The 26,047-nt window shown below is 44.9% G+C and carries 22 protein-coding genes and 1 riboswitch; of the genes, 3 read left to right on the plus strand and 19 right to left on the minus strand.

Annotated elements, in window-relative coordinates:
* Window positions 1–40: 40 nt before the first annotated feature.
* The 7 genes from lacZ to AC1DLI_RS16705 all read right to left on the minus strand — a co-directional run bounded on the left by lacZ (window position 41) and on the right by AC1DLI_RS16705 (window position 10,778).
* Window positions 41–3,073, minus strand: coding sequence for a beta-galactosidase, LacZ type (gene lacZ / locus AC1DLI_RS16675; RefSeq protein ID WP_477604412.1), 3,033 nt, complete (start codon window positions 3,071–3,073; stop codon window positions 41–43).
* A 74-nt stretch (window positions 3,074–3,147) separates the two neighbouring features.
* Complete coding sequence (locus tag AC1DLI_RS16680; RefSeq protein ID WP_477604414.1) at window positions 3,148–3,972, minus strand: carbohydrate ABC transporter permease; 825 nt, start codon at window positions 3,970–3,972, stop codon at window positions 3,148–3,150.
* On the minus strand, window positions 3,965–4,804 hold the full coding sequence (locus tag AC1DLI_RS16685; protein ID WP_308998486.1) for a carbohydrate ABC transporter permease: 840 nt from the start codon (window positions 4,802–4,804) through the stop codon (window positions 3,965–3,967). Before AC1DLI_RS16685 ends, AC1DLI_RS16680 begins: the two co-directional genes overlap by 8 nt.
* A 187-nt stretch (window positions 4,805–4,991) precedes the next feature.
* Window positions 4,992–6,293, minus strand: a complete 1,302-nt coding sequence (locus tag AC1DLI_RS16690) for an ABC transporter substrate-binding protein (protein ID WP_477604416.1) — start codon at window positions 6,291–6,293, stop codon at window positions 4,992–4,994.
* A 175-nt stretch (window positions 6,294–6,468) separates the two neighbouring features.
* Entirely contained in the window at window positions 6,469–8,244 is a 1,776-nt protein-coding gene (locus AC1DLI_RS16695) for a sensor histidine kinase (protein ID WP_477604418.1), read from the minus strand.
* 3 nt (window positions 8,245–8,247) lie between these two features.
* Window positions 8,248–9,825: a response regulator transcription factor gene (locus tag AC1DLI_RS16700; protein WP_477604420.1), complete on the minus strand. Its 1,578-nt coding sequence runs from the start codon at window positions 9,823–9,825 to the stop codon at window positions 8,248–8,250.
* 23 nt (window positions 9,826–9,848) lie between these two features.
* Window positions 9,849–10,778 (minus strand): ArsR/SmtB family transcription factor, encoded by a 930-nt coding sequence (locus AC1DLI_RS16705; RefSeq protein WP_477604422.1) that lies wholly within the window; start codon window positions 10,776–10,778, stop codon window positions 9,849–9,851.
* Between the two features lie 156 nt (window positions 10,779–10,934).
* Between AC1DLI_RS16705 and arfA the strand changes: the two genes are divergently transcribed.
* Complete coding sequence (gene arfA / locus AC1DLI_RS16710) at window positions 10,935–12,440, plus strand: arabinosylfuranosidase ArfA (protein WP_477604424.1); 1,506 nt, start codon at window positions 10,935–10,937, stop codon at window positions 12,438–12,440.
* A gap of 175 nt (window positions 12,441–12,615) precedes the next feature.
* Here arfA and AC1DLI_RS16715 read toward each other — a convergent pair whose 3' ends face one another.
* The 11 genes from AC1DLI_RS16715 to AC1DLI_RS16765 all read right to left on the minus strand — a co-directional run bounded on the left by AC1DLI_RS16715 (window position 12,616) and on the right by AC1DLI_RS16765 (window position 22,684).
* Window positions 12,616–13,887: an ABC transporter substrate-binding protein gene (locus AC1DLI_RS16715; protein ID WP_477604426.1), complete on the minus strand. Its 1,272-nt coding sequence runs from the start codon at window positions 13,885–13,887 to the stop codon at window positions 12,616–12,618.
* Window positions 13,888–14,003: 116 nt separating this feature from the next.
* Window positions 14,004–15,086, minus strand: coding sequence for a response regulator (locus AC1DLI_RS16720; protein ID WP_477604428.1), 1,083 nt, complete (start codon window positions 15,084–15,086; stop codon window positions 14,004–14,006).
* Window positions 15,079–16,857 (minus strand): sensor histidine kinase, encoded by a 1,779-nt coding sequence (locus tag AC1DLI_RS16725; protein ID WP_477604430.1) that lies wholly within the window; start codon window positions 16,855–16,857, stop codon window positions 15,079–15,081. Before AC1DLI_RS16725 ends, AC1DLI_RS16720 begins: the two co-directional genes overlap by 8 nt.
* A 270-nt stretch (window positions 16,858–17,127) precedes the next feature.
* A complete protein-coding gene (locus AC1DLI_RS16730; RefSeq protein ID WP_477604432.1) occupies window positions 17,128–17,352 on the minus strand; it encodes a hypothetical protein in 225 nt (74 codons plus the stop codon).
* 154 nt (window positions 17,353–17,506) lie between these two features.
* Complete coding sequence (locus tag AC1DLI_RS16735; protein ID WP_477604434.1) at window positions 17,507–17,767, minus strand: hypothetical protein; 261 nt, start codon at window positions 17,765–17,767, stop codon at window positions 17,507–17,509.
* A gap of 342 nt (window positions 17,768–18,109) precedes the next feature.
* Window positions 18,110–18,970 carry a TolB family protein gene (locus tag AC1DLI_RS16740; RefSeq protein ID WP_477604436.1) on the minus strand — a complete coding sequence of 287 codons (861 nt, stop codon included), beginning with the start codon at window positions 18,968–18,970 and terminating at the stop codon, window positions 18,110–18,112.
* Between the two features lie 287 nt (window positions 18,971–19,257).
* Window positions 19,258–19,947 (minus strand): metal-dependent hydrolase, encoded by a 690-nt coding sequence (locus AC1DLI_RS16745; protein ID WP_477605044.1) that lies wholly within the window; start codon window positions 19,945–19,947, stop codon window positions 19,258–19,260.
* A gap of 75 nt (window positions 19,948–20,022) precedes the next feature.
* The gene (locus AC1DLI_RS16750) at window positions 20,023–20,640 is read right to left on the minus strand and encodes a cyclase family protein (protein WP_477604438.1); all 618 of its coding nucleotides are present in this window, start codon (window positions 20,638–20,640) and stop codon (window positions 20,023–20,025) included.
* A gap of 203 nt (window positions 20,641–20,843) precedes the next feature.
* A complete protein-coding gene (locus AC1DLI_RS16755; RefSeq protein WP_477604440.1) occupies window positions 20,844–21,110 on the minus strand; it encodes a hypothetical protein in 267 nt (88 codons plus the stop codon).
* A 181-nt stretch (window positions 21,111–21,291) separates the two neighbouring features.
* On the minus strand, window positions 21,292–22,017 hold the full coding sequence (locus tag AC1DLI_RS16760; RefSeq protein ID WP_477604442.1) for an MORN repeat-containing protein: 726 nt from the start codon (window positions 22,015–22,017) through the stop codon (window positions 21,292–21,294).
* A gap of 124 nt (window positions 22,018–22,141) precedes the next feature.
* On the minus strand, window positions 22,142–22,684 hold the full coding sequence (locus tag AC1DLI_RS16765; RefSeq protein WP_477604444.1) for a GNAT family N-acetyltransferase: 543 nt from the start codon (window positions 22,682–22,684) through the stop codon (window positions 22,142–22,144).
* A 150-nt stretch (window positions 22,685–22,834) separates the two neighbouring features.
* On the opposite strand from AC1DLI_RS16765, the gene AC1DLI_RS16770 reads away from it, so the two are divergent.
* Complete coding sequence (locus tag AC1DLI_RS16770) at window positions 22,835–23,050, plus strand: alpha/beta-type small acid-soluble spore protein (RefSeq protein WP_309000136.1); 216 nt, start codon at window positions 22,835–22,837, stop codon at window positions 23,048–23,050.
* A gap of 100 nt (window positions 23,051–23,150) precedes the next feature.
* Here AC1DLI_RS16770 and AC1DLI_RS16775 read toward each other — a convergent pair whose 3' ends face one another.
* Entirely contained in the window at window positions 23,151–24,968 is a 1,818-nt protein-coding gene (locus tag AC1DLI_RS16775) for an APC family permease (protein ID WP_477604446.1), read from the minus strand.
* 127 nt (window positions 24,969–25,095) lie between these two features.
* Window positions 25,096–25,253, minus strand: a riboswitch (cyclic di-AMP (ydaO/yuaA leader).
* A 284-nt stretch (window positions 25,254–25,537) separates the two neighbouring features.
* Here AC1DLI_RS16775 and AC1DLI_RS16780 point away from each other — a divergent pair.
* Window positions 25,538–25,948 carry a VOC family protein gene (locus AC1DLI_RS16780; protein WP_477604448.1) on the plus strand — a complete coding sequence of 137 codons (411 nt, stop codon included), beginning with the start codon at window positions 25,538–25,540 and terminating at the stop codon, window positions 25,946–25,948.
* Window positions 25,949–26,047 lie beyond the last annotated feature (99 nt).

Consider the following 26,047-nt stretch of genomic DNA (forward strand, 5'->3'; position numbering starts at 1 on the left):
AAAAAAAGCAGAGCATATGCCCTGCTTTTAGTCTATGTGCTTACAACCGCTCGATATTAAATTCAAAAGACAGCTCTTGATTCGCCGGAATCAAATACTCGTCATGGACTGGAGCACCCCAGCTGTCGTCGCCGCCGACACCCATTTGTCTGCCAGCTACTGTAACTACGGTGTAGTGTACGTTAGGCAGCTCATAATGGTGATAAGCACTCTCCAGCTCGAAGGCTGTGAACGGCGAAATATTGCATTCGACCGGCTGCTTCGCAGGAGCCGTAATCCGAATCCCTTGACCATAATCATTGCTGATGCTTACACGGCGTACTCCTGTGTGGTTGCCTGATTCCTGTGGAACCACATACMCGGAAACATTATCGGCAGCGTCATTTTGGAATACGCCGAGTCTCGCTCCAAATGCCCGATCGATATAGTTTTCCTCCGGCCCCATCGCATACCAGTCCAAATGGCAATAATCTGCCGGAACTTTGAAAGAAAGTGCAAATATCGGAAGCTTAGGCAGTCCTTCTGCTCCTTCATAACGTGATTTCACGTTCAGGCTGCCATCTGCAAGAACCTTATAGGAAACCGTAACCGACACGTCAGCGCTAATACTTAGCTTGTAACGGAAGGTGACGGTTGCGCTTCCCGCTTCCTCCGACAATTCAACGCCGGTACACTTACGTGTCAAGCTCGCCGCAAACCAAGCGCCGGAATCAAAGCCTAGCGAGAAACCTTTATCATTATCGGTAGTCGCGCGCCAGAATAGTGGAGCCGGTGGAATCGCGATCAGCTCTCTGCCCGCATAATTCAAGGAAATAAGCGTTCCGGCCTGTTTCGAGAACATAATGCTGAAATCTCGGCCATGAACGCCAATGTTGACATCCCCCTCGACGACTCGGAGCGACCCCGACGGCTGTTTTGGTGCTGTATCTTGTTCCGTTACAAATACATATTGCCCGAATGAGGTTTCGTGTCCGGCTTCTGCCCAAAGAGTACGCTCTTTCAAATGAAGCGAGGCATGGAGCGCATATTCGCCTGGCTCATCCGCGCTCGGCAGCTCCAGCTTCACATAAGCTTCCGATTGCGCTGCAACGTCAACAGCCAGCTTGCTTCGGAAAATTTCTTCGCCTTCAAGATGCAGCGCAATAACCAAATCATAAGCATCTGTGCCCTCGAACAGATTTTCATTGATCACCTTCACGCCATGCCGATCCGGAATAAGCTTGATATTCTGGTAGAGGAACTTAACCTCCTGCATTTTAGGCGATTCCTTGCGGTCCGCATACACAATGCCGTTCGTACAGAAATTGTAATCGGTCGCTCGGTCGTCGAAATCACCGCCGAAGGCCAGGAATTCTTTGCCGTAACGATCCTTTTTCACAATGACTTGATCAATATAATCCCAAATGAAGCCGCCTTGGTACATGGCGTATTTCTGCTCAAGTTCCGTATATTTATGCATGCCGCCGACCGAATTGCCCATGGCGTGCATGTATTCACAGCTGATATATGGCTTATCCGGATTATCATTCAAATATTGCTCGATATCCGCAGGCTTGGCATACATCCTGCTTTCCATATCGCTTGTCGCATTATATTTCCGGTTATGGAATACGCCCTCATAATGGACGAGCCTGCTTGGATCCGTCTCGCGGAAGTAGTTCGAAACATTAAGCAGCACTTCCCCTGCGTAAGCTTCATTACCGACGGACCAAATGAGAATCGATGGATGGTTCTTATCGCGTTCAACCATAGAAATCGCCCGATCCATAACGATTGGCTGCCACTCCGGCTTGTTTTCCGGGATGTTCCAGGACGGTTCAACAGCGCCCATTTTTTGCCATGAGCCATGTGTTTCAAGGTTCATTTCGTCGATGACATAGACGCCGTATATATCGCAAAGCTCATACCATAACGACTGATTCGGATAATGTGAGGTGCGGACAGCATTTAGGTTGTTACGCTTGATGGCGGCAATATCCCACAGCATATCTTCCTTCGTAATCGAACGTCCCCTGCGGCTGTTGAATTCGTGACGGTTGACACCCTTGAAGACGATACGCTTGCCGTTGAGATGCATAACCTTATCCATCATTTCAAAGGTACGGAAGCCGACTCTCTGCGGAATCGCCTCTATAAGGTTACCTAACGAGTCATATACCGAAATATACAGCATGTATAAATAAGGATTTTCTGCGCTCCAAGGTGTTACTTTGCCAGCATCAAGAGACAAAGAGAAAGTGTCGCTTGTTACAGAACCAGACTTCTCCGAAGCGGTTGTACGTCCATCCGCATCCTTTAACTCGATCACTATGCTGGACGGCTGCGCGCCGGACAGCTTCAAATCTACGCGCAGATTGCCCTGCGTATACGTGTTATCCAGCTCCGCATGCACAAATAGATCGCGAACATGAATGCTAGGAACGGTATATAAATAAACATCGCGGAAAATACCCGAGAAACGCCAGAAATCCTGATCTTCCAGCCAACTGCCGGTACTCCGCTGATACACTTCTACTGCTAGTTTATTTTCTCCTTCTGCTAGAAACGGAGTGAGGTCAAATTCCGATGGCGTAAAGCTGTCTTCACTATATCCGACGAATTCGCCGTTCAGCCAAAGATAGAATGCCGATTCCACCCCTTGAAAGGAAAGGTACACAGGTTTGCCCACCATTTGGGCAGGTACCGAAAAATATTTTACATAGCTGCCCACTGGATTATGATCCTCCGGAATAGCCGGCGGACGTATGTCGTTATGACCATCCCATGGATACATCGTATTAACGTATTGAGGCTTGCCATAGCCTTGTAATTGAATATGTCCAGGCACTTCAATATCTTTCCATCCATCCACATCATAATCAATTTGATGAAAATGTTCGGGACGGTCCGCAGGCTTTACCGCATAGCTGAACTTCCAGCTGCCGTTCAAAGAATGACGCAAAGCCATCGGAGCTTCCGCTGCCGCTTCCTCTATCGACTCGTAATAACGGTGATCAGAATGCGCAGGCAATCGGTTCACAGCAAATATGCTCACATCAGTGAGCCAGCTTATATTCGGTTTCATCTTATTCATTGTTTTTCCCCTTAAATTTATTTAAAAGTCAGGGGCCGCGTAAGAAGCACGCAGCCACCTGACTTTTCGTTTGACTATTTCACTGAACCTGTCATCCCCGCTACAAAATGCTTCTGCATTAAGAAGAAAACGAGCGCGGTCGGAATCGTCGAAATAACGATAGCCGTCATAATAATACCATAATCCGGGGAATAGCTTGAACCCAAGTTGGAAATTAGCATCGGGACTGTCTTTTTCTCCGGTGATTGCAAAACGATGAGCGGCCAGAGATAGTTGTTCCAGCTCGACATAAACGTGATAATGCCTGCTGCCGCATAGGTCGTTTTCATCGTTGGCATGAAGATCCGGAAAAAAAGACTGATTTCATTTAGACCATCAATCCGGCCGGCTTCAAGCAGCTCCCGCGGAAACATTTTTGTATTTTGACGGAAGAAGAAAATCAGGAACGCTGTCGTAAAGGTCGGCAATACAACCCCTGACAATGTGTCAAGACCGATGAAAGGAATGACCTGTGAAATTCCCCCGAACATTTGATACAACGGGACCATAATGGCTGCGAAAGGAATCATCATGGAAAGCAGCAGGATGTTAAATACAACATCCTTTGCCTTGCTGCGATAAATTTCAAAGCCGTAGCCCGCCAAAGAGGCAATAACCATGGCGAGAACCGTCGTCGTTACTGAAATTTTTGCTGAGTTCAGCAATGCGGGCAAAATGTCCACCGTACTGAACAGCTGATTGATATTTTCGAAAAGCTGACTGCCGGGAAGCAATCTTCCTTTGGTTACGTCGGCCGATTTATTCGTAGCGCTGATGATCATCCAAAGAAACGGGAAGATCGAAACGAAAGCAAGCACGCTTAGAAAAATATAGACAAAAACACGCTTGAGCTTATCCATTTTTATCACCTGCCGCTTTGAACTGAATGAACGCCAAGATGACGATCATGATAACAATTGAATACGAGACGGTAGCTGCATAACCGAAATCGGCCGAATATTTGAAGGACAGGTTATAGATATACTGAGAGATGGACATGGATGCGTTACCCGGTCCGCCCTTCGTAATATTGACAACCTCATCAAACAATTGCAAGGTACCGATTGTTGAAGTAATGGAAGTGAACAAAATGATCGGCTTTAGCAGCGGCACGGTAATTCCAAAAAACTGTCTCGTGGAAGAGGCACCGTCGATTTTTGCTGCTTCGTAGATCGAATGATCAATATTTTGAAGCGCGGACAAGTAGAAAATCATATTATAACCTGTCCAGCGCCATGTGATTGCGATAATAACGGTTACTTTCGCCCAGAACGGATCCGTAATCCATTGAATGGGGTTTGCGATCAAATGAAGGTTCGTTAACAGTTTATTAACTAAGCCCTCCGTAGCAAACAAATATTTAAAGATAACGGAGTAAGCTACAAGCGAGGTAACGGCAGGCAAAAATATTGCCGTACGGAAAAATCCTTTAAATTTCAATTTGCTGTCGTTTAGTAATACAGATATAAACATAGCAAGTACGATCATGACTGGAACTTGAATGACCAAATAAATAAACGTGTTCTTCACTGCGGTTAAAAACGTCTTATCGCTAAATAGCCGAACATAATTGTCAAAGCCGGTAAATTTCAAATTCATTCCTTTACCTGATTTGAACGATAGTAGTAGCGCCTGAATCATCGGATAAAAATAAAACGCCGCAATCATGACAACCGCAAGAATGATAAACATCCAGCCAGTCAAATTAGCTCTAGTGCGAATTCTCACGCCAGGCTTCGCTGCTTTCACGTTAGCCTAACCCCTCTCTTTACGGGAATAAAACCATAGGGGCCCTCCAGCTCCTGTAGCCGGATCAATCAATTGCGATGCAGGAGAAGGAGAAGGCCCCCGGTCTTATTTCATAGCCGTATGGTCTGTTTTATTTAACTTGCGTTTCAGCTTGCGCTTGCGCGTCTTTGAGCACATCGTCAATTGCCTTGCCGCCTAAATAGTTTTGCATTTCCACGACGAGAATATCTTCAACTGCGTACGTGTGCATGCCGTAGTTCACGCTAGGAATTTGCTCTGTCCATTTTGCGAAATCCTCGATTACCTTTTGCCCGCCAAAAAACTCATCAGCCTGCTTGTACGCGTCGCCGGCAGCCGCAGCTTTCAGGGTACCGATCGCACCGATCTCCGTCACGAGCTTCTGATAAAGATCAACATCGGAACCGAAGGTTTGTTTCAGAAATTCTGCCGCTGCTTCTTTTCCGTCAACGTTCATGACATACCACGAGCTGCCGCCTAGGTTGGAAGCATTTACCGAGTTCGGGTTGTTAGTCAGCTTAGGGAAAGGAACGACTGACCATTTGCCGGATTGAGAAGCCTCTGCCTTAACGGAAGCCGTAATCCAGTTTCCAGTAGGAACAGTTGCAACTTCTCCGCTGTTAAAGCCGCCTACAAACTGGCTCCAATCTGAAGTAACCTTCACAATGTCAGCGCCCATGAGCTCTTTGTAAGTTTCAAACGCTTCTTTAAGCGCTTCATTGCCCGCAAGGTTAGGAGTCGTACCGTCTTCCTTCAGGTACCATGAACCGGCCGATTGAATCATCATACGGATCAAGCCAAGGTCATTCGGATCTTGCGTAAGCAATGACTTGCCTGTTTTTGCTTTCACTGCTTTACCGATCTCAATGAATTTTTTCCAGTCGATATTTTGCAGGTCTTCGATTTTATAGCCTGCTTCTGTCAAATAGTCGCTTCTTACGTACAAACCGGCTACGCCTGAGTCGAACGGTACACCGTATTGCTTGCCGTCTACGCTTGTAGGTCCGATTTTGTAATCTGCGAAATCAGCCGGTTTAATGAAATCCGTTAATTCGAAGAAAGCATCCGGATACGCCTGCAGGAAGCTTTGCGCACGGTAATCCTCAATTAAAACGATTGTCGGCAAGCTTTTAGTCGTTCCTGCATTCAAGCCTGCGTTCAATTTTTGAATAATATCTGCCTGTGCATTTTCCACGATGTTGACCTTCAGGTCAGAATCAGGATTTTTGGTCTTGTAAGCTTCGCTGGCACGTTCCATTGCCCCGATATTAAATGCTTTATCCCATGCCCATACTGTAATTTCCTTCGTGCCTTCAGCGGGAGTGCCGCCATTGTTTGGTACATTGTTTTCTTTGCCTGCGCATGCTGTCAGCAGTACGAAGCTGGCAAGCATAACTGCGAGTAGTTTTTTCAATTCCATTCAACCCCTTTAAGCTTTGTCTAAGCACATTTATTAGCTAACGGTTATCAGTATAACAATTCAACAAAACGACTCGTTAGCAATATATTTGTGCGGATTTGTCATTCTATTGTTACCTTTCCAATCGTTATTATGTAATTAGAAAATTATTTGCTTATTGGTACTTTCTTTAGGTCTTATGAAGAGGCAGCCTAATCTTCACTCTCGTACCGTCACCGATATTACTCACGATGGCAACGCCGAATTCTTCTCCGTACAGCAGTCTAAGCCGATCATGCACATTGCGTATGCCTATGCCGGAGAAGAAATGGCTTGTGCTAATCGAGCTGTGGGCAGGATTTTCATGATCATAGCCCTCCATGCCAACGCCGTTATCGACAACCTCGCACACAAGCGCATTCTCCTCGCGTGAAACAAGTACATAGATATGCCCTTCGCTGCGCTCTTGGAAGGCATGGAAGAAGGCATTTTCAATAAAGGGCTGGATAATGAGCTTGGGAATGTGATAACCGTAACAGTCCTCGGCAATGAAATAATTGACCGTAATCTGCTCGCCATATCGCACGTGGTTAATAAAAACGTAGTTTTTCAAATTCACGAGTTCTTGGGCCACACTAATCGTTTCGCTGATATTGCTTACCGTGTTTTGCAACAGCGATATAAGCGCATTGATGGTAGCTGCCGCTTTCTCCTTGTTTCCCTGTTGAACAAGGATCTTGACGGACGCGAGCGTATTGTATAAAAAATGGGGGTTGATCTGCATTTGCAAAGCGGAGAGCTCTGCATTTCGTTGATCCTTCTGCGTCTGAATCAGCTTTTGGATATAATCGTTTAACTCATCCAGCATGTAGTTGTAAGCTTTTCCAAGCTCCTTGATCTCGTAGCTGCCCGTCACGGTTATGTAATTGTCAAAGTTATTTTCAGCAATCCGCGGCATTTGTCTGGCAAGGAGAGTTAAGGACTTCGTTAATCGTCTGGATATTAGAAAAACAATGATCAGAGCGACAATTACGATAGCAACACAAATAAGCGCGACTGTCTTGAAATCGACCATCTCGCTCAGCACCTGTTGCTTATCAATGAGATTAACCAGGTAAAAGTCGTATACAGGCAAGTATTCGGACAGCACCAGACTGTTTTTCCCCATCACGCTAACTTCTTTGTATTTCAGCTGCTGCTTTTCGATTTCTTGCGCATAACCGAGCAGGCCCTGCTCTTGTCTGCCAATCAGGTCGGAGCGGTTGCTTGATACAACCATGCCGGATCGATCCAATATGGCAACGTCATTGCCGCTGCTCGTAAAGCTTGTGTAAAATCGCTTGAAGTCGCTTTCCCGTATGGCAAAATAAAGAATGCCGTATTGATTGCCGCTCGTCCTCTCCATTAGCGCTCTGGAAGCGACGATGACCGGATCTTCATTGGACGCGCCGGTAAGGTTTTCTTTATCCAACTGGTAGATAAGTCGCTTAGGCTGTATGAGCGTGTTAACGGTTAACAGGCTGTTTCTCAGCTTCTCCACCGAATTAGGCCAATAATAGCTGTCCGTCGAATGGCTTTTTCGATTGATTCCCGTAATGGTCATCGTGACCGGATATGCCGCTACGTTGGATTGAATCCGATCCATCTGCTGACTGGCTTGGTAATAGCTTTTTAATGAGGCAAGCGTGTCCATGTCGGGGTTCGTCAAAAAACCTTTAATTGCCCCGTTCTGCAAAACATTGTTGGAAGCCGTGACGACCGAATAATTAAAAGACTCAAAATTTGCCTGGATTTGGTTGATGATTTTTGAATTCGTAATGCTGAATGTATTCATAAACAGCTTTTCTGACATTTGAATCGTGACCAGGGTCGTAAGTAACGATACCGTGATAATACTGACCAGAGTAACCATAAACATTTTAATAAACAGACTTTGATACTTAAATTTATCCAAAAAACCTTTCATCGCTTAATCCCTCTTCTTACCTGTGTATTGTTTTCTGTAATGGCTTGGGGACAAACCCGTTAACTTCTTAAATACCTTCGTAAAATAACTATGGTCTGAATAACCGACCATACCGCTAATTTCAGCAATGGATGACGAATCGTCCTGCAATAGCTCTGCGGCTTTCTCCACCCTGATCTTATTCAAATATTCGCTGAAGCCCTCCTTATTATGYGAGGTGAAATAGCTTGATAAATAGGATGGGTTAAAATGAAAATGCTTTGCTAATTCCGTGAGGCTTAACGGTTCCGCATAATGCTCGCGTATAAAATGAAGCAGCTGTGTCATGTTCGAATTGGTGCCTGCGGCCCCTCTCTTCTCGATCACTTCATTTGCCTCGTTGATAAAAGCATTAAGCAGCGTTATCGTCTCGCTCGCATGCGTCGATTCTCCGATCAGCTTGAAGTATTTATATTTTGATTCCTCAAGTTTCTTTATGTCGGACTCCAGGCGACCAAGCAAAATCGTAATATTGAAAATGACATTGCTCACAAAAGATTTAAATTCGAATACATCCGTCTTGTAATTTCTTGCTAGAACATTCACATGTTCAAGCAGCTTGCCGAACGCGTCGTCAAATTGCCGCCTGTTCATCAGCTCCGTAAAATGATTCATGTTAAAGCTCTGGATTTCATCCGTGCTCTTCGGGAGCTCGTCATAAACGATGAGATGCTGGGATTCTGGAAGAAAGAAACGATAAGCATTCATTTTGAGAAAACGATCCTTGTAATAGAGGGCCAGCTGCCTCAAATCAGAAAAAGACTCGCCTACCGTCCAGCCAATCCCCGGAAACTGAGCGTTTGTCCATGCCGCCAGCTTACGTGTGATATTCGTTACAGCAGCCATCTCGCTGCTATCCAAGTTAATGAGCATTACGACCATATTCGATTCGGTAGGCAGGTGGAAATAAACGGCTTGCGGCAGCTCCGTCTCAAGCTCCGCTTTCATTCGGTCCAGCCACTGTGGAGCGCCATTCCCATCTATGCCCTTGGTTTGGATTTGCTTTAAATCGGCGCCCAGCAGCTGATATTTGTTATTGGGAAATGCTTCCGCAATGATCTCGTCATTTGCATCAATTTCATAACCGGATAGGAGCTTGTCCAGCATCGCATGGATGGACAAACCTCCTTCATCCTCTGATTCTACAAGCTTCAATGAAGGAATTTTCTGAGCTGTACGCTTTACTATGTCCAATAACTGAAAGGCTTCCAGCTTAGGCTTTAAAATATAATCGGCAACGCCACTTTGGAAGGTCGATCTTACGTAATCAAACTCGCCAAAGCTGCTTAAAATAATGACTTCGATTTGAGGAAACCTCGTCTTTATCGCACGGGTCAGTTCCTCTCCGCCCATAACAGGCATAACGATATCCGTAATGACGATATGGGGCTCCAAACGCTCGATCAATTCAAGCGCTTCTTTGCCGTTAGAGGCTTCTCCGACAATTTGAAAGCCTTCATGCTCCCAATTCAGCAGATGCTTAATCCCCTGCCTGACTAATAATTCATCATCTACGATGAGAACACGACATGAAATGGCCATAACCTATACCTCCGCTATCTGATCTATGTTTTGTTGCTTTCAGAGTCCGACTGCTCATAATAGCTCCGAATGACGATATCTTGATCATAATTCCCAAATCCTTTTCCGTACAGCGTCAGTCCGCCGCGGCCTTGAGAGGTATCCTCCGCGCGTATTCGAAATGTCCACTGGGAGTTATCCCAAGGCACGTCCATTATCGTAGTATCGGATATTTGCATACCATCAATGAATGAACCGAATTTATTAATTCTCAGTACCTTCATTAAACCATATTGGTTAACGTCGTTCTTCCACCAATCCGGGGACAAGCGTCCACGCATGCGGCCGAAATCCCCTGGGCTTGTCCATGTGCCAAGCTCGGTACCGTTTATCGCAAATTGTATATCCGAAGGCCAATTTTCATTGATATAAGGAGCCTCCGAACCAATCTCCATCGATATTTCGATTTCTTGCACCTTTTGATCCTTGAATAAATAATTAGGAATTTTGTATTCGACAAATCCTCTGGTGAACCATAGGATCCCGGCATGCACGCGTTCAGGATCCAAAAAATAAGCAGGATTGTCATAATGCCCGATCATCTTCTCCGTTGTGGCAAGCCCGCAGGTAGGGGAAGCTTCAATATCCGTGTATTGGCCAATCGGGATGGATACCTCTGCGAACTTTCTTGCGGCGGGCGTAAATCGAGACAGCTTGATTTGGAGATACTCCGTAGACAAGGAACAGAACTTATAGGTCCCTCCATTGATTCTGCGCATCTTGCAGCTGACGAGACCGGCCTTCTGCAGCTTGTTCACATGCGTGCTTACAATTGCGCTGCTTAGAAACAGTTCAGATGCCAGCTCTTTGATATGCATCTCTTTCGTATTTAATAAGTCGATAATTTGCAAGCGAGCCTCGCTTGCCAGCGCTTCATATACGCGCAGCGATTCCGCGTCGGTCGATAAATACATGCAATACACCCGCTTTTACAATTAGTAATTTAGTTAATCCTAAGACAATCATAGGTAACCGTATTGAATCTGAGTTGTTAATATGATAAATATTAATTAGATTATCAACAATTATGAATTAGTTTATTAATTAATTCAACTAGGAGGTTGTTATTTATGTCTATTCAATCAACCATGCTTATCGATAAAAACTTTCCCGTTTCCGAGGTAGATCCTAGGCTCTACGGTTCCTTTATCGAGCATTTGGGAAGAGCAGTTTACGGCGGAATCTATGAGCCCGGCCATCCTACTGCCGATGATAACGGTTTTCGCCAAGATGCGCTGAATGCCATTCGTTCCTTGAACGTTCCAATCATTCGTTATCCAGGCGGAAATTTCGTTTCCGGATATAACTGGGAGGACGGCGTTGGTCCTAAATCGGAGAGGAAACATCTTCTGGATCTTGCTTGGTGGACGACCGAAACAAATGAAGTCGGCACTAATGAATTTGCGGATTGGGCCAAGCTTGTCGGCTCAGAGGTTATGATGGCTGTTAATCTCGGTACACGCGGCATTGATGCGGCTAGAAATCTCGTTGAATATTGTAATCATCCTTCCGGTTCCTACTATAGTGATCTAAGAATATCACACGGTTATAAAGAACCTCATAAATTTAAAACCTGGTGCCTCGGCAATGAGATGGACGGCCCTTGGCAAATCGGTGCAAAAACAGCAGTGGAATATGGCAGACTTGCGAATGAAACGGCAAAAGCAATGCGCTGGGTCGATCCTTCCATCGAGCTTGTTGCATGCGGCAGTTCATCCAGCGGGATGAGTACCTTTGCCGATTGGGAGGCAACGGTGCTTGATCTCACTTACGATCAAGTAGATTTCTTATCGCTGCATACCTATTACAATAATAATGAAAATGATTCCTCCAACTTCCTTGCGAAGTCGCTCGACATGGATCAGTTCATCTACGATGTCACGGCCATTTGCGATTATATAAAGGCCAAAAAGAAGAGTAAAAAGAAGCTCATGCTGTCCCTTGATGAATGGAATGTATGGAATTCCATCGGTTCAAGCCGCGCCGAGGAGCTGTGGCAGGTTGCGCCGCCGGAATTCGAGGATGTGTATACGCATGAGGATGCGCTCGCTGTCGGCTGCTTCATCATCACGTTACTAAAGCATGCTGACCGTGTGAAAATGGCTTGTATTGCTCAATTAATCAATGTCATCGCACCTATTATGACAGAAAACGGCGGGCCGCTTTGGCTGCAAACGACCTATTATCCTTATATGCACGCTTCGATTTACGGCAGAGGAACGGTGCTTCAGCCGATTACGACTTCGCCTAAATACGATTCGAAGGATTTCACGGATGTTCCGTACTTAGAAGCGATCAGCGTTTACAATGAGGAAAAAAACGAAGTAACGATCTTTTCTGTCAATCGTCATTTAACAGACGGTATGGAGCTTAGTGTTGACGTTCGCAGCTTCGGGAATGTTAGCGTGATTGAGCATATCGTTCTGGAAAATGACGATTTAAAGGCAAGCAACACGAAAGCAAATCCAGAACAAGTTGTGCCTCACAATCGCGGAAATGCCATTGCCGATAATGGTGCGGTAACATCCGTGCTGGGTAAAGCGTCTTGGAATGTAATCAGGCTGCAATTGAAATAACGCAATACCTTCACCGAATTGCGTCTAATCTCAAAACAAAAACCGCCGAAGTATACGCTCCGGCGGTTTTTTGTTTTTGCGACTGAAATAGGCGAATTAGAGAACGTCGATTCGCAGCCGCTGAACTGCGACCGAGTGTTTATCCTCGTCACTTCTAATCCAACAATGTCCCTCATTATTGTGCGCTTTTGATCGCCGTGGCCCATGCTTTATCCATGCTGCTAATAAACTGCTCCTTTGTTACCTCTTTGGCGTAGTAGCTTTGAAGCAATTTTGCCTGTTCGTCCGTCACGCCGTTTGGCAGCTTTAAATCCTGATAGGCTTTGCCGACCGCCACGTATTCGGATGCTTCATTCACCCACGGAAACACTTCGTACTGGTGTACGGTAGACACCGGATTGAATTTTAGCTCCTGGAATAACGCGGAGGAATCCTTCCCATCATAGAAATAGTTCAGCAGATCCAGCGCCACTTCTTTGTTTTTGCTTTTTTTCGAAATGGCTAACGTTGTAGAAGTGGACAGATTGATCATCGTGCCTGTTGTATTATTGCTTACCGGCAGCGGCGCGACGCCAAATTCCATCTCCGGATTTACCTTGAGGATCGTTTCCGCATTCCAGGGACCTTGCACCCACATCGCTGCCTTGCCGCCCGCAAAATCGGCAGAGCCCGTTTCATTTCCGACCTCGAACGGTTTTGCAGTCCCATTTTCCATGATGAGATCAATCACATTAAAAATATCCTTGACGTCAGCATAGGACGCTTCGCCCTTATTCATTTTCTCGATCCAATCCGGATGTTCCGAGGATACGATGCCGCCTAATGTCAAAGCAGTCATTAACTGCGGCACCCATGATTCTTGAAAGGCAAGCAGGAACGGCTTCTTATCTGCTTGGTTCAATTTCTCTACAACCACTTTCATTTCATCCAGCGTTTGCGGCGGCGTTAGGCCAAGCTCGTTAAATATATGTTTGTTGTATAGATAACCCCAAGATAAGCTCTCAAGCGGCAGCGCAATGATCCGTCCGTCATTCATTACCGTATTTTTAACCGTTTCGTACAAGGTTTCAGCAGCCGGCTGGCCTGTGATATCCTCCAAATAACCGGCTTTATCATACGTACTCAAGTCATTTGCATGAACGTCAAAGATGTCGGGCGCATCGTTTGAAGCAAGCCTTGCCTGCAGGAATTGCTTCGCCTGATCTGTGTTTGGCATCTCCAGATCGATCGTTACGGCAATATTTTTCTCGGCAAGCTCCTTTGCTTTAAATTGCTCGAAGTATTTCTCGAATTGCTCCTTAAACCTTGGTGAACCAATTTGCACTTTCAATTCGACCTTTTGCGCCTCGGTCTCGCCGCTATGGCTTCCCTTGTTGTTCGAACCGCAAGCAGACAGCGGCACGATTAGCATTAGGCTTACCAGTCCTAAATAAAGCGTTTTCTTCATTTTGAATCCCCCCTGTTTGTTTGGTTGATTGCCTTAGTAGTACCGTTAGGCGGGAAGCAGGAATCATACAGCCGATTAGCGGCTTTGAATGCATAATATTGATCGTGTTTTGTTGTTTATTTTCCGCTCTTCATATCGCCAGGCGTCACGCCAAAATGTTTTTTGAAGACGCGATGGAAATAAGGAAGCTCGGAATAGCCGGTTAGCCTCGCTGCTTCTTTAATGGAGACATGCGGCAACATCAGCAGTTCCCTGGCTTTCTCCATCCGTTTGCGAATAATATATTCCGTCAAATTCTCCCCTGCGGCCGCTTTAAAGGTACGGCTAAGATGCTCCTTGCTGACATAAAATTGAAGGGCGACGCTTTCAAGCGCGATTGGCTCTAAATAATGCTTATCCAGATAATCTTTCACCTCTGCAATAACCAAATTGCCTCTCGTTTTTTGGACTGCTTCAAGCATATCGATAACTTCACTATACAGGTTTCCGATTTTTGCGATTACTTCGCTTAGGCTAACGCAAGGCGAGATACGCTTTTCGGGCAGGTTTTCTTTACTGCCTTCAAACGAATATTCGCCTAAGAACTGCTCGAGTATATCTGTAAAATCGACATCCAGCCGCTCAAGCTGTTCCGCCTTTAAGCCTCCGGGAAAGGCTTCCGCCAATAAAAGTTCCACCTTGCTCAGCGAATGAAGGGCCGATGGCTTGCTAAGCTCAAATAATGCAGCAAGCGCACGCTGTTTAAGAGCGATATAGCGATCTGTTTGGGGCACGCTTGAAAATAGCAAAGGCGATCTCCGGAGCGAACCATCCGAATGCTCCAAGGCCTCCAGCTCTTCGACGCATTTCTGTAAAGCGGCATTCAGCTCCATGGGGTCAACAGGCTTCAGTAAATATTCCACCGCACGCGAACGGATGGCCTGTTTTAAGTAAATAAAATCGTCATACCCGCTCATAACTATAATTTTTAGCAGCGGAAACCGTTCGTTTATTTGTTTTAGCAGCTCAACACCATCCGTGCCCGGCATGCGCATATCCGTTACAACGATGTGGGGAGCAAGCTCATCGATGAATCGAAGACCCGACTTCCCATCCTCTGCTTCGCCGGCAATAACAAGCTGCAGCCGTTCCCATTCTCCAAGAGCCTTTATAACCTCTCTTGCCCATGGCTCATCATCAATAATAAGGACTTTATGCATGCACATCCTCCTTCTTTGGCAATGGCAGCTTCAGCGCGATCAATGTCCCATTCCCAGGTTGGCTGAATATTCGCAGTGCGGCGCTCTCTCCAAAATGCAATTTCAGTCTTGCATTTACATTTTGCAGGCCAATTCCTTTACGCATTCGCGGCCGATCCTTCTCCGGATCCAGCCGGTCAACCTTTATGGACATGCCATCCTTTAGCTCTGACCTCAGCATCAACAAGCGTGTTCTATCCAAACCTATTCCGTTGTCCTGAATGAGGAAAACCATACGCTTTCTGATTGCTTTTACCCGGATTTGAACCTTCCAGCTGCCTTCCTTCGGTTGAAGCCCATGCTCGAAAGCATTCTCTATCAGCGGCTGGAGCGTAAACCTCGGGAGCTGTATGCCGAGATCTGCGCCGTCGTAATCGATGGTAATCGTGCAGCGTCCCGAAAACCTTTGCTCCTGAATAAACAAATAATTGCGAATATGCTTTAATTCTTCATCCAGCGCAGCTGCTTCAATCCCGGAGCTTATCGAATACCGCAGTAGATCGCCGATAACCTTCGTAATCTTATAAATTTCTGGCGCGCCCTTCACTAATGCCATGCCGCCGATTAAATTCAAGGTGTTATTTAAAAAATGAGGATTAATTTGTGCCTGAAGCGCCATGAGCTGTGCATTCTTAACCTCAATCTCTTTCTGGTATTCGTTCTCTACCAGCTCCTTCATCCGCTGCATCATCGAATTATAGCCTCGTTCCAGGAGTCCGATCTCATCTTGACTGCGGACCGAAGTAAGCTCAAATTGTTGAATAGGCGTCATGCGCATCGTTCTTGCTAAGCTGACTATGGGTCTAGTAATTCGAAGCGACACCATGATAGACAATAAAATGGAGGCAAACGCAAACAGCAAGCCTGTTATAATTCCCGCTCTAACCGTATTGTTAGCGCTCTCAGCAATCGTCGTTATCGGTAATGCCTTAATGAGAGTAAGCTCACCGTCATCGACGCGTTTGATAAATATAAAATGGCTGTCGGTCTTCTTGATTTCCAATTCTTTATTTAGGATACCATCATGGTTTAGGATATCTGCTATGTCGTATAAGCCTGGCTCCACTGTGGAGCCCGACAACTGCTCCCCCTCGTCATTAACTAAGAAAACGGAGCTGTCATCTTCCGATTTCAAAATATTGCTGACTTCCTTCCATACTTCCTTATTCATACGGACAGATAATCCCCCCAGCAATTCCTGATCCGCAAACCGGTTCATGCTGTGAAAGGCATAAATACCGCTGCCGGATTGCTTGAAGTACATATTAATGGGGGCCTGCAGCATCCGGTTCCAGTTCCCCTTCTCAATATCAAGCGAATAAATTAAGCCGCTGTTCGCATAATTGACCGAATAAATCTTTTGACTTTGATGCGTATAGAGCGCCAGCTCATCTATTTTTTTGGAATTTGCATAAAAAGCTTTCGTCAACGTTTCTTGAATATATTTCTGCGTCCGAAACTGTCCGCTTCCGCTTTGGTTATCGATTGCGTTCAGACCTTCAATCAACGGCTGGTTGACCTGAAGCGAATAAAATAGAACGTCCATCTGCCGGATCAGCTCATCCAAATATTGATCAGCAGACAACATCCGAGAGCGGTTCGCATCGATGATTTCTTTTTCGACCGAGCCGCGGGTATTGTTCATTGCAATCCACGTAACCGTCAGTACGGGCAGCGTCGTCAAACAAATCATCAAAACCATGAGCCTATAGCGTATACTAGTCTGTTTCATTTCGCTCCCCCTCTTCCTATGAAGTCATACGCGAGACTGTTAATTCAAGTGTACCAAAACAAAACCACTTTTCATTGCATTAAATTAACATTTAGTTTTGCACTTTATTGATGATCGTCATTCCAGGCTTTTTTCCAGCGCTGCTCCCGAGCAGCGCGGCAACTCTAGCCGTTCCCATAACAAACGAAAAAAAGCCCTCTGTCTCGCATTGCATAACATAATGTTATGCCCGCATGACAGAAGGCTCTTCCTTATTTATATTGTATTATATTAAGGAGTACTGACCTCATCGGTGGCCTCTGGTTCGGCAGTGGCCTCAGGTTCTGTTGTATTGCCTGACGCGTTGTTATCATCTTCTATGATCACGTTTCCATTTGCATTGCCATCCACGTTATTAGCATTATTGCATGCAGATGCGGTGAAGACGACCGTAACGCTCATCAAGGCAATTAATATCAGCTTAGCGAGGCTGCTATTCTTTTTTGTTTTAATCATTTGTGGTGCTCCTCTCGACTGGTTGTTGGAGTGCTTAACTATACTTAACCAATGAGGAGATTCTGAACCACCTTAACCATGAGAAAATGTTCAGAAAAAAAAAGACCCTGCTTGGTCTCTTTTCTCTGAAATCCCCTATGAAAATAAAAATGAGTCAATAATAAGATTCCTTGCGGTACTCTGTAAAATGAAATAACCCCGTTCGATGATTAGATTCTCTAACCTTCTCGATGATTTCGCATAGATTAATCATCGAATCAGCATCTTTCGTCGACGAAGCGATCTGATAAAGGGTACTAAAACTGCCTAAGGCATTCTCTTTGTTTACTGCCCCGGTCTTAAGGTTAATTAGCACGCGCTCAATTTCGCTGTTAATGAACCACACAATTCTCTTTTTTAGATTTGAATTATTCAAGAGCAACCCTCCGCTGTCAATGAAATAGTACCAGTTAAGTATATCTCCGCGGATAATAAAACTCTGTCGAAGTACGTAGTCGAATAAAATTTTTTTATCAACAAAAATCCTGTTCCTTCACACACGCGTGAAAAGGAGCAGGATCCTTGTTATTCCTGTTTAAAAGTCAAAAGTCGCGAATATATAACAGCAAAAACCAATCTTTTTGTCGCATTTCATCTACTCGAGTCAACATGATTCGACAGGGAGCTGCTCGTATTTAAAAAGACACTCTGCTAAATCAAAGATTAAATGACATAGCAATCGGACGCTATCGATTTTGCCTTTGCGATGGCTGCTTTGCTACTCTCTCAACTGATAGCTGACAAAAGCCAAGCGGTGGCTGTCAGGCGACCAAGAGTTCACATTAATGGTTCCTTGACCGCCAAACAGCTTGACTAAGGTACGCGCTTGACCGCCATTGTTTCCCATTAAGCGAATTTCAACGTTCTTATTGGCAGGATGGTCGTTTGGTGCGACATCTCCTTTGCGGTAAGTCAGATATGCGACAGAATTTCCATCCGGCGAAACATGAGGAAACCAGTTATTGCTTTCATCGAACGACATTTGTTTCTGGTCGCTGCCGTCCGTATTCATCCGCCATACCTGCATCAAACCTGTTCTCGTCGAATTAAACCATATATGGCGGCCGTCAGGCGAGAACTCAGGACCGTCGTCGAGGCCCGGGGTATCCGTTAATTGCGTCTCGATCCCGCCGCCCGCCGGGATGGAATAAATATTGTACTCACCGCTTCTTTCCGCACAATAAGAAAGAGTACCGCCGTCAGGCGACCAACCATGCAAATAGCTGGGAGCCAAAGGGGTAACCAGAACCGGTTGACCGCCAGTAAGCGATAGCACGTAAATACGCGACTGACCATCCTCCTTTGTATGATGACTGACCGCCAAAAGCGTATCGTCCGGAGACAGCACATGGTCATTGTTGCATTGCTTTACGAATCCCGTTTCAATTAGTTTGCTTTCCCGTGTTGCGAGGTCAAAACGATAAATAAGTCCTTGGCTGTTATAAATCAAATAATTATTGTCTTTTGTCCAGTTTGGCGCTTCAATTAAATAATCGAATTCCGCCAAGACCGAGCGTTCTCCGGTCACGACATCAACCGTTTCCAAAAGACTGAACAATTTCTGTTTATCGGTATCCATCCCATTACCATCCCTTTCACTTCGAATAGTAAATGTCAGTAAGCGCTTGCAATTTAATGAAAATGATCAGATCTTCTAAGCTATAAACACGAGTTATCGTAGAACAAAAAAATTCAAATTCGTCATATGAACACGCGTTCATACTGCTAATTGTACACAATTCCCAAAATTGCTGTCAATCTATTCTATTCATTTTTGTATTTTCTCAAACAGAAAAAGAAGCTTAGTGCAGCCTAACCTTGCTGCAATAAGCTTCCCCTATCTACCATTTATCGGTTACGATTCCGTTATACCGTTATTTTCTCTCCCGGGCTCATTACCAAACCTTTTATCCCTTTGCTTTGAAGCTGTTGAACAAAGCTTTCTGCTTCCTGGCGTATAACGGGGAACGTATTATAATGAACGGGAACAACCAGCTTAGCGTTATACCACTCTGCTGCTTGCAGCGCGTCCTCCATCCCCATCGTATAATGGTCTCCGATTGGAATAAACGCAATATCAATGGCATGTCGATCTCCAATCATTTTCATGTCACTGAACAACGCTGTGTCACCCGCATGAAGGACAGTTACGCCCGCCATATTCACAATAAAACCAGCTGGCATGCCGCCGTAAATTATCGTTTTCTCCTCTGCCATGACAATGCCCGAAGAATGGAAAGCTTGTACCATTTTGGCCTTGGCAAACCCTAAATCCACCGTTCCCCCGATATTCATGTCGATCGTTTTTACGCCTTTCCAAGACATGAATGCCGCAAGCTCCGCAATTGCTACGACTGGAGCGTCATTGTTTTTGGCGATCAGGTCGGCATCCAGAATATGATCCATATGCGCATGTGTCAGCAGAACCGCATCCGTTTTAATTTCCTCCGGCTTCGTCACCGCTAAGGCATTGCCTCGAAGAAAAGGATCAATTATAAGTGATTTATCCCCATCCATAATTTGTATACAGGAATGTCCGTGGTAAATAATATCCATAATCGCAAGTCCCTCCATTTTATCTTTTGCCCATCTTCTCATCATTACCCATCCGTTACCGGTGTAAAACCAAGCCTATTCCAATACTCTAGCAATAACCCTTGCCATAGAGGAGTCTGCTTGAATACGAAGCGGAAGCGCAATAATTTCAAATGCTTTAACGCCGAGCAAGCGGTTTACATTGTTTAAGTTTTCAATAATGAAAATTTGATTGCGGAATAAGCATTTATGGCTGTCAAATGGATAATGATCCGGCGAAGGTGTATCTAAACCGACCATCTTGACCTTTTTCCGAATAAGCAGCTGAACGAAATCCGCAGTTAGAACGGGATAATCGGTAAAATACTCTGGGCGACCATACCGCTCGCCGTGTCCCGTATGCAGAATAACGATTTTTGATTCTTTTATTACTTCTTCATACTCGTCCCTGTAATCAACCGCAGCTGCTCCGCTTACATCGAGCAAAACGCCCTCGCCGACAAAAGACTCTGCCGATATTTCACTTATGTACTTCTCGACATCTAATAAATGCATCGGACCATCGATATGAGTGCCCGCATGCATATTAATGGACAGCTGATGATTATTGTAGCCATCCTTGCCAAACTGCCGGGAATGCTCCAATCGGGTCTCTTCATCACCCGGGTAAACGGGCATTCCCGCCATTATCGTATGCGTCAAATCTATGATCACACAGCTGCAGCTCCTTCCCTCCGCAAATAAGCCTATTGGCTTTCTTTAACTATTTTCGCGCTATCCAAACTATAGCACAAGAGCCATACTTGCCAAAATATCGAACGGCTTCGCCCCATATCTTTAAGGTTAAATTATGAGGTAATAATCGAATGAGTGCTGAGGAAGTTGGTAGATTTCATACTGGAGCTAAATGGAATGAATTACTGCGAAGGTTGTAATACGGAAACCTTGATTTGAAGGGAATGCTTGATGACCATACGTTTGACCTGCTGCTTCTGCAGCTCCAGACTCAATATATAAAAAGGATCATCCTGCAGCAATGCCGCTAACGTATCCAAAGCCGCACGGGCTGCAAGGGGCTCATCTTCAAGCAAGTAATATGACGCCTGATATGCGTATGCTTCATGCTGCCTCAATACGGCCGCTTTCCTTAACAATTCTCGATTCGTAATCGTTATTTGCTTCACGGCTTATCTTCACCTTCCCGCTAACCTTTATCTCAACTATACACAAGTCATTTGCGTCCACCTAGTACCATGTTTCCATGGTACTTGACAGACGCAATGGCCTCTTATTTTCTGACAAATGAAATAAAAAAAAGATGACTCCGTTAATAATGGAGTCATCTTCTTACGTTGTCGCTGCATATTAAGCCAAAGGAACCCGCTTCGACAAGGCCTCAAATTTGACTAAATGCGGATTAATTTGAGTCTGAAGTTTTTTCAGAAACTCAAGCGTCGCTTTGTTTTGTTTTACCAAAGAAGGGTTTTCATTAAATTTTACGGAATAGTGCTTCATTACATTGCCCTTCTTGTACTGAATGGTCGTAAATTTCCCGTTTTTCCAAGCATCCTTCATATTCGCATTCGTGCCCATGATTTGAAGGTTCAGCTTAGCATCCTTATAGTTAAAGCTGTATACGGGATCTTTTTCATTATGGGCAACGGAATAACCTGCTGCAAAAACATCATTAGCGAATGTACCAAACTGAATTTTGTGGTATTCCACTTCGCCGTCAAAGTCCGTTACCCTCGTATACAGAGCGCCGTTCCCGACCTTTTGATCATTTTTCCAAGCGCCGTCATATGTAATCTTGATTTCTTTGTGATCACTAGTGGAATTAGCTACGTACTTCCCCATTCCATTCCGTTTGCCGTTTACCCAATCACCGGAATAAGACTTGGTTTGATACCATGTCATTGTTCCTTTTCCGTGAGGCAGTCCATTCTTCACTTCACCGTAATACAGAACATTCTTGGAAATTTCGAGATACTCTTTAGTGGTAGCTGCTTCAGCTTTCGATGCTCCCCCTGCGGCTGCTGTTAGAACAAATACTAAAGCAAAGCTGAACATCATCATGACCGTTTTTTTCATCGACCATCACTTCCCCTTATCTGGTTATATTAGTTCATTCTATTAGGATAATAAACGAGGTATGCGATTTCGAAACAGGTTTAAAAAACGAAAAAGGATTTCTTTTCCTTATGGTTTAGAAATATCAGTTAATATCCTCCACTGTCCTGGCATACAATGCATGATCCTCCCATATTCCGTTTATTTTCAAATATTTGCTCGCAAGTCCTTCATGACGAAAACCTCCTTTCTCCAATACCCGAATAGAGGGTTGGTTTCTTGGCATGACACCCGCTTGAATACGGTGAAGCCCTAGTTGATTAAAAGCATAATTTACGCATAGCGCGATGGCTTCTGTCATATAACCCTTGCCGTTCTCCCCGTGATCTAGAAAATAACCAAGGTTCGCATTTTGGAAAGGACCCCGGGCGACTCCTGATAGCTCGATACGTCCTATAAGCTTATCTGTATGCTGTAAAAAAACGCCAAACACATAATTTTGATCCTGTTCTGCCCCTCTGATCCCGGCTTCAATCATTTTCTTCTGTTCTTCTAACGTAAAATAAGGCTCAGGCCGAATCGGCTCAAAGGGATTGAAAAAATGGTAATTTCTCAAGCGAAGCGCAAGCAGCTCTTCTGCATGGCCCACTGCCATTGGCAGCAGGTAGATATTTTCACCTTGCATCATCCATTTCTCCTTTCGAAAAATTCATTGTTTTTCTGTTTCTCGAGGTCTTGAAACATTTCGAAAAAAATTTGAAAATTCTGACCGTTTTCTTGTATACATTTACAATACACACCACATAATAACCTCACATCCCAAGAAGGAGTGATTTTAATGAGCAGAAAAAGTTCGAATACATTGGTTGTACCACAAGCAAGAGGAGCGATTGAGCAATTGAAAACAGAGGCTGCGCAGCAGCTTGGCGTTTCGTTCTCGCAGGATGGTTACAATGGTAATCTTTCCACGCGCGATGCTGGTTCGATTGGCGGATACATTACGAAAAAGCTTGTTCAAATCGCGGAACAACAATTAGGTGGACGCAACTTCTAATCAGCCGCCGAAAAGCCCTCCTATTGCTGGAGGGCTTTTCTTCTGTGACTGGATCGATCCCGATCCCCAATGGATGCTGCCGAATCAAGCTATTCTATTCCTATTTCTGAAGGTGGTAAGGCACGGTCGCGATAACCACATCCTTTTGTGTAAATAGATAGGCACGGAGCATTAAGCTCGTTTGGTTGTGCAGAAAATAATGCCACCAATGCTTTGTAATAAACTGCGGAATGAGAATGGTAATATGATCCGTTTCAGCCGTTTTCCATTCTATTGTATCAATAAACCTCATCAGAGGTCTAATGATGCTCCGATAGCTCGACCGAAGAACAATGAGCCGGACTCCGGGGTTCCATTCTTCCCACTTCTTTTCCATTCGTTCAATGTCCTCGTCATCAAATCCAACGTAAACGGCAACGACATTATCCGTCAACGATTTGGCATAGCTAAGGGAATGATTAACGACACGCGTTATTCCCGCAATGGGAACCACAATCGTGCTCCCTTTTATAACCGGTTTATCTACTGACATATTAATCCGCAGTTCGTCTGACATGTTGCAGTAATGACGGTGAATTCCATAAAACAATAAGATAACGAGCGGCAGAAAGATAAACACCATCCAAACGTGGCTAAACTTTGTAAAAATAAAAATTAAGGTAATTGCCAGCGTTGTAAGCATGCCGATTGTATTAATTATGAAACGTGAAAGCCATCCGGCCGGCTTCAGCTTCACCCAACGTACCATCATGCCCAGCTGGGAAAGCGTAAATGGTATAAATACACCCACTGCATATAGCGGAATTAAGCTTTCGGTGTTGCCGTGAAAAGCGATAACCAATAATGCAGATAAGACGCCCAAAATAATAATGCCGTTCGAAAAGCCCAAACGGTCGCCACGCGCCATGAACATATTCGGCATATATTTATCTTTTGCCAGCATGAAGGCAAGCAGCGGGAATGCTGCGTAAGCTGTATTTGCCGCCAGAAATAAAATGAGCGCCGTAACGCCCTGAATCACATAATAAATGACGCCTCTGCCAAAGGTAGCATTCGCGATTTGCGATACGACGGTTTCTTTCTCATTCGGAATTATGCCATACCAATAGGCAAGCAGGCTTATGCCGATAAACATTGCGCCTAGAATCGTCCCCATCATAATAAGCGTAGTTGCCGCATTGCGCTCGGCCGGCTGTTTAAAGTTTGGAATCGCATTGGACATCGCCTCCACGCCCGTGAGCGCTGAGCAGCCCGAACTGAAAGCCTTTAGCAGAAGGAATAAACTGATGTTCGAGACTGCAGCACCCATTTCAGGAGCAGCTGCCGGAACGCCGCCTGCCAAATATTTTATAACGCCGGAAATAATCAATACGAAAATGGCGATTACGAACAAGTAGACCGGCATGGCCAGCACCGAAGCCGATTCCGTGATACCCCGCAAATTAATAATAGTCAGAAGAAAGATCATAACTAAAGCAATGAGGACCCGGTGATCATGAAGCGAAGGAAACGCTGACGTAATGGCATCCGTCCCCGCCGACGTACTGACCGCAACAGTCAGAATATAATCGACTAGCAGCGATCCTCCTGCTAACAGACCGGTAGAAACGCCGAGATTATCCTTCGCGACAATATAAGCGCCGCCGCCGGAAGGATAAGAGAAAATCGTTTGGCGATACGATAAAATAAGCACCAATAAAAGACCTAGCACAGCGATGGAGATTGGAATGGAATACCAAACCGCTGTAAATCCGACAACCATCAGCACAATTAAAATTTGCTCCGTGCCGTATGCGACCGAGGATAAAGCATCTGACGAAAGCACCGCAAGCGCCTTAAGCTTGCTCAGCTTTTCACCTTCAATTTCCGAGCTTTTCATCGGACGTCCGATAATCAATCGTTTAAATCTGCTGACCATAATTGCTCCCCATTTCCTATCCTTGTACTCTAATAAAATGTCAAATACCGTTTAGAACACAAAAAAAGCCGCAGGAAAGTAAGGACTTTCCCACGGCTTACCAAATAAACTTGGTTCGTTCGTGATAAATTCCTCTTCTGGACGCTTACGAGGTTAGCTGTCGGATTCGGACGCAAAAGTCGCCCTACGCTTGGCAAAGCCAAGTGATTCACCCCTGAGACAAGATCGAATGATCGGTCTCCATGGTTCCCCCGCTTCTTTTTCAGAACTCAGCGATCAAGGATAATATCAGAAAATGTTACGGCATTGGATTACGTTCTGAATCTTACTCCTTTCCATTGCCATTGTAAACGATCATAAATGTCTAAAATGATTTGATTTGGAATCATGCGGAATCATTTAACCGCTTACAACCTATGCATTCTTTTCTTATCGCTCACATGCTTGAAATCCCTTTGATTTTCATAAAAACATCTGATTAATAGAATAGCAATCCGTAAGAAATCGATGCCCGCTTTATATGATACGATTGGAGTATGTTTAAACCCACTAAGAAAGGATGTTTTAGAATGGCAAAATACACAACCTACATCATTTCCGAGGACGCAAGAGCGCAATCCGAATTTTACATGCAGGCACTTGGAGGAGAAATCAATTCCATTCTGACGCATGGCCAGCTTCCCGACGCACGCGAGGAGCTCAAAGACAAAATCATTCACCTCTGTTTCAATGCCGCAGGCGTCAATTTCTTTATGTCAGACTCTGTGTTTGAGCCTGTGCAGAGCGGAAACGCCGTTCATTTAAACCTTGAATTCGCTTCAGAAGCTGAAGCACGGCAAGCCTTCAATCAATTAGCAATCGGCGGCCAAATCCATCAGCCTTTAGAGCCTGCTTTCTGGGGCTCCTTATTCGGACAAATCGAAGACAAATTCGGTATACGCTGGATGATCACCACTGAATCAAACGCAAGTCAAGCCTAACCGATTTCGATATCGGAGAATACGTTTGACATGAAGAGGAGACGTCCCCTGTGCAGAGGGCCGTCTCCTCTTTTCTTCGTTATTTTATCCTATTTGTAA

The organism is Paenibacillus sp. 01T443 (genome assembly GCF_056398325.1).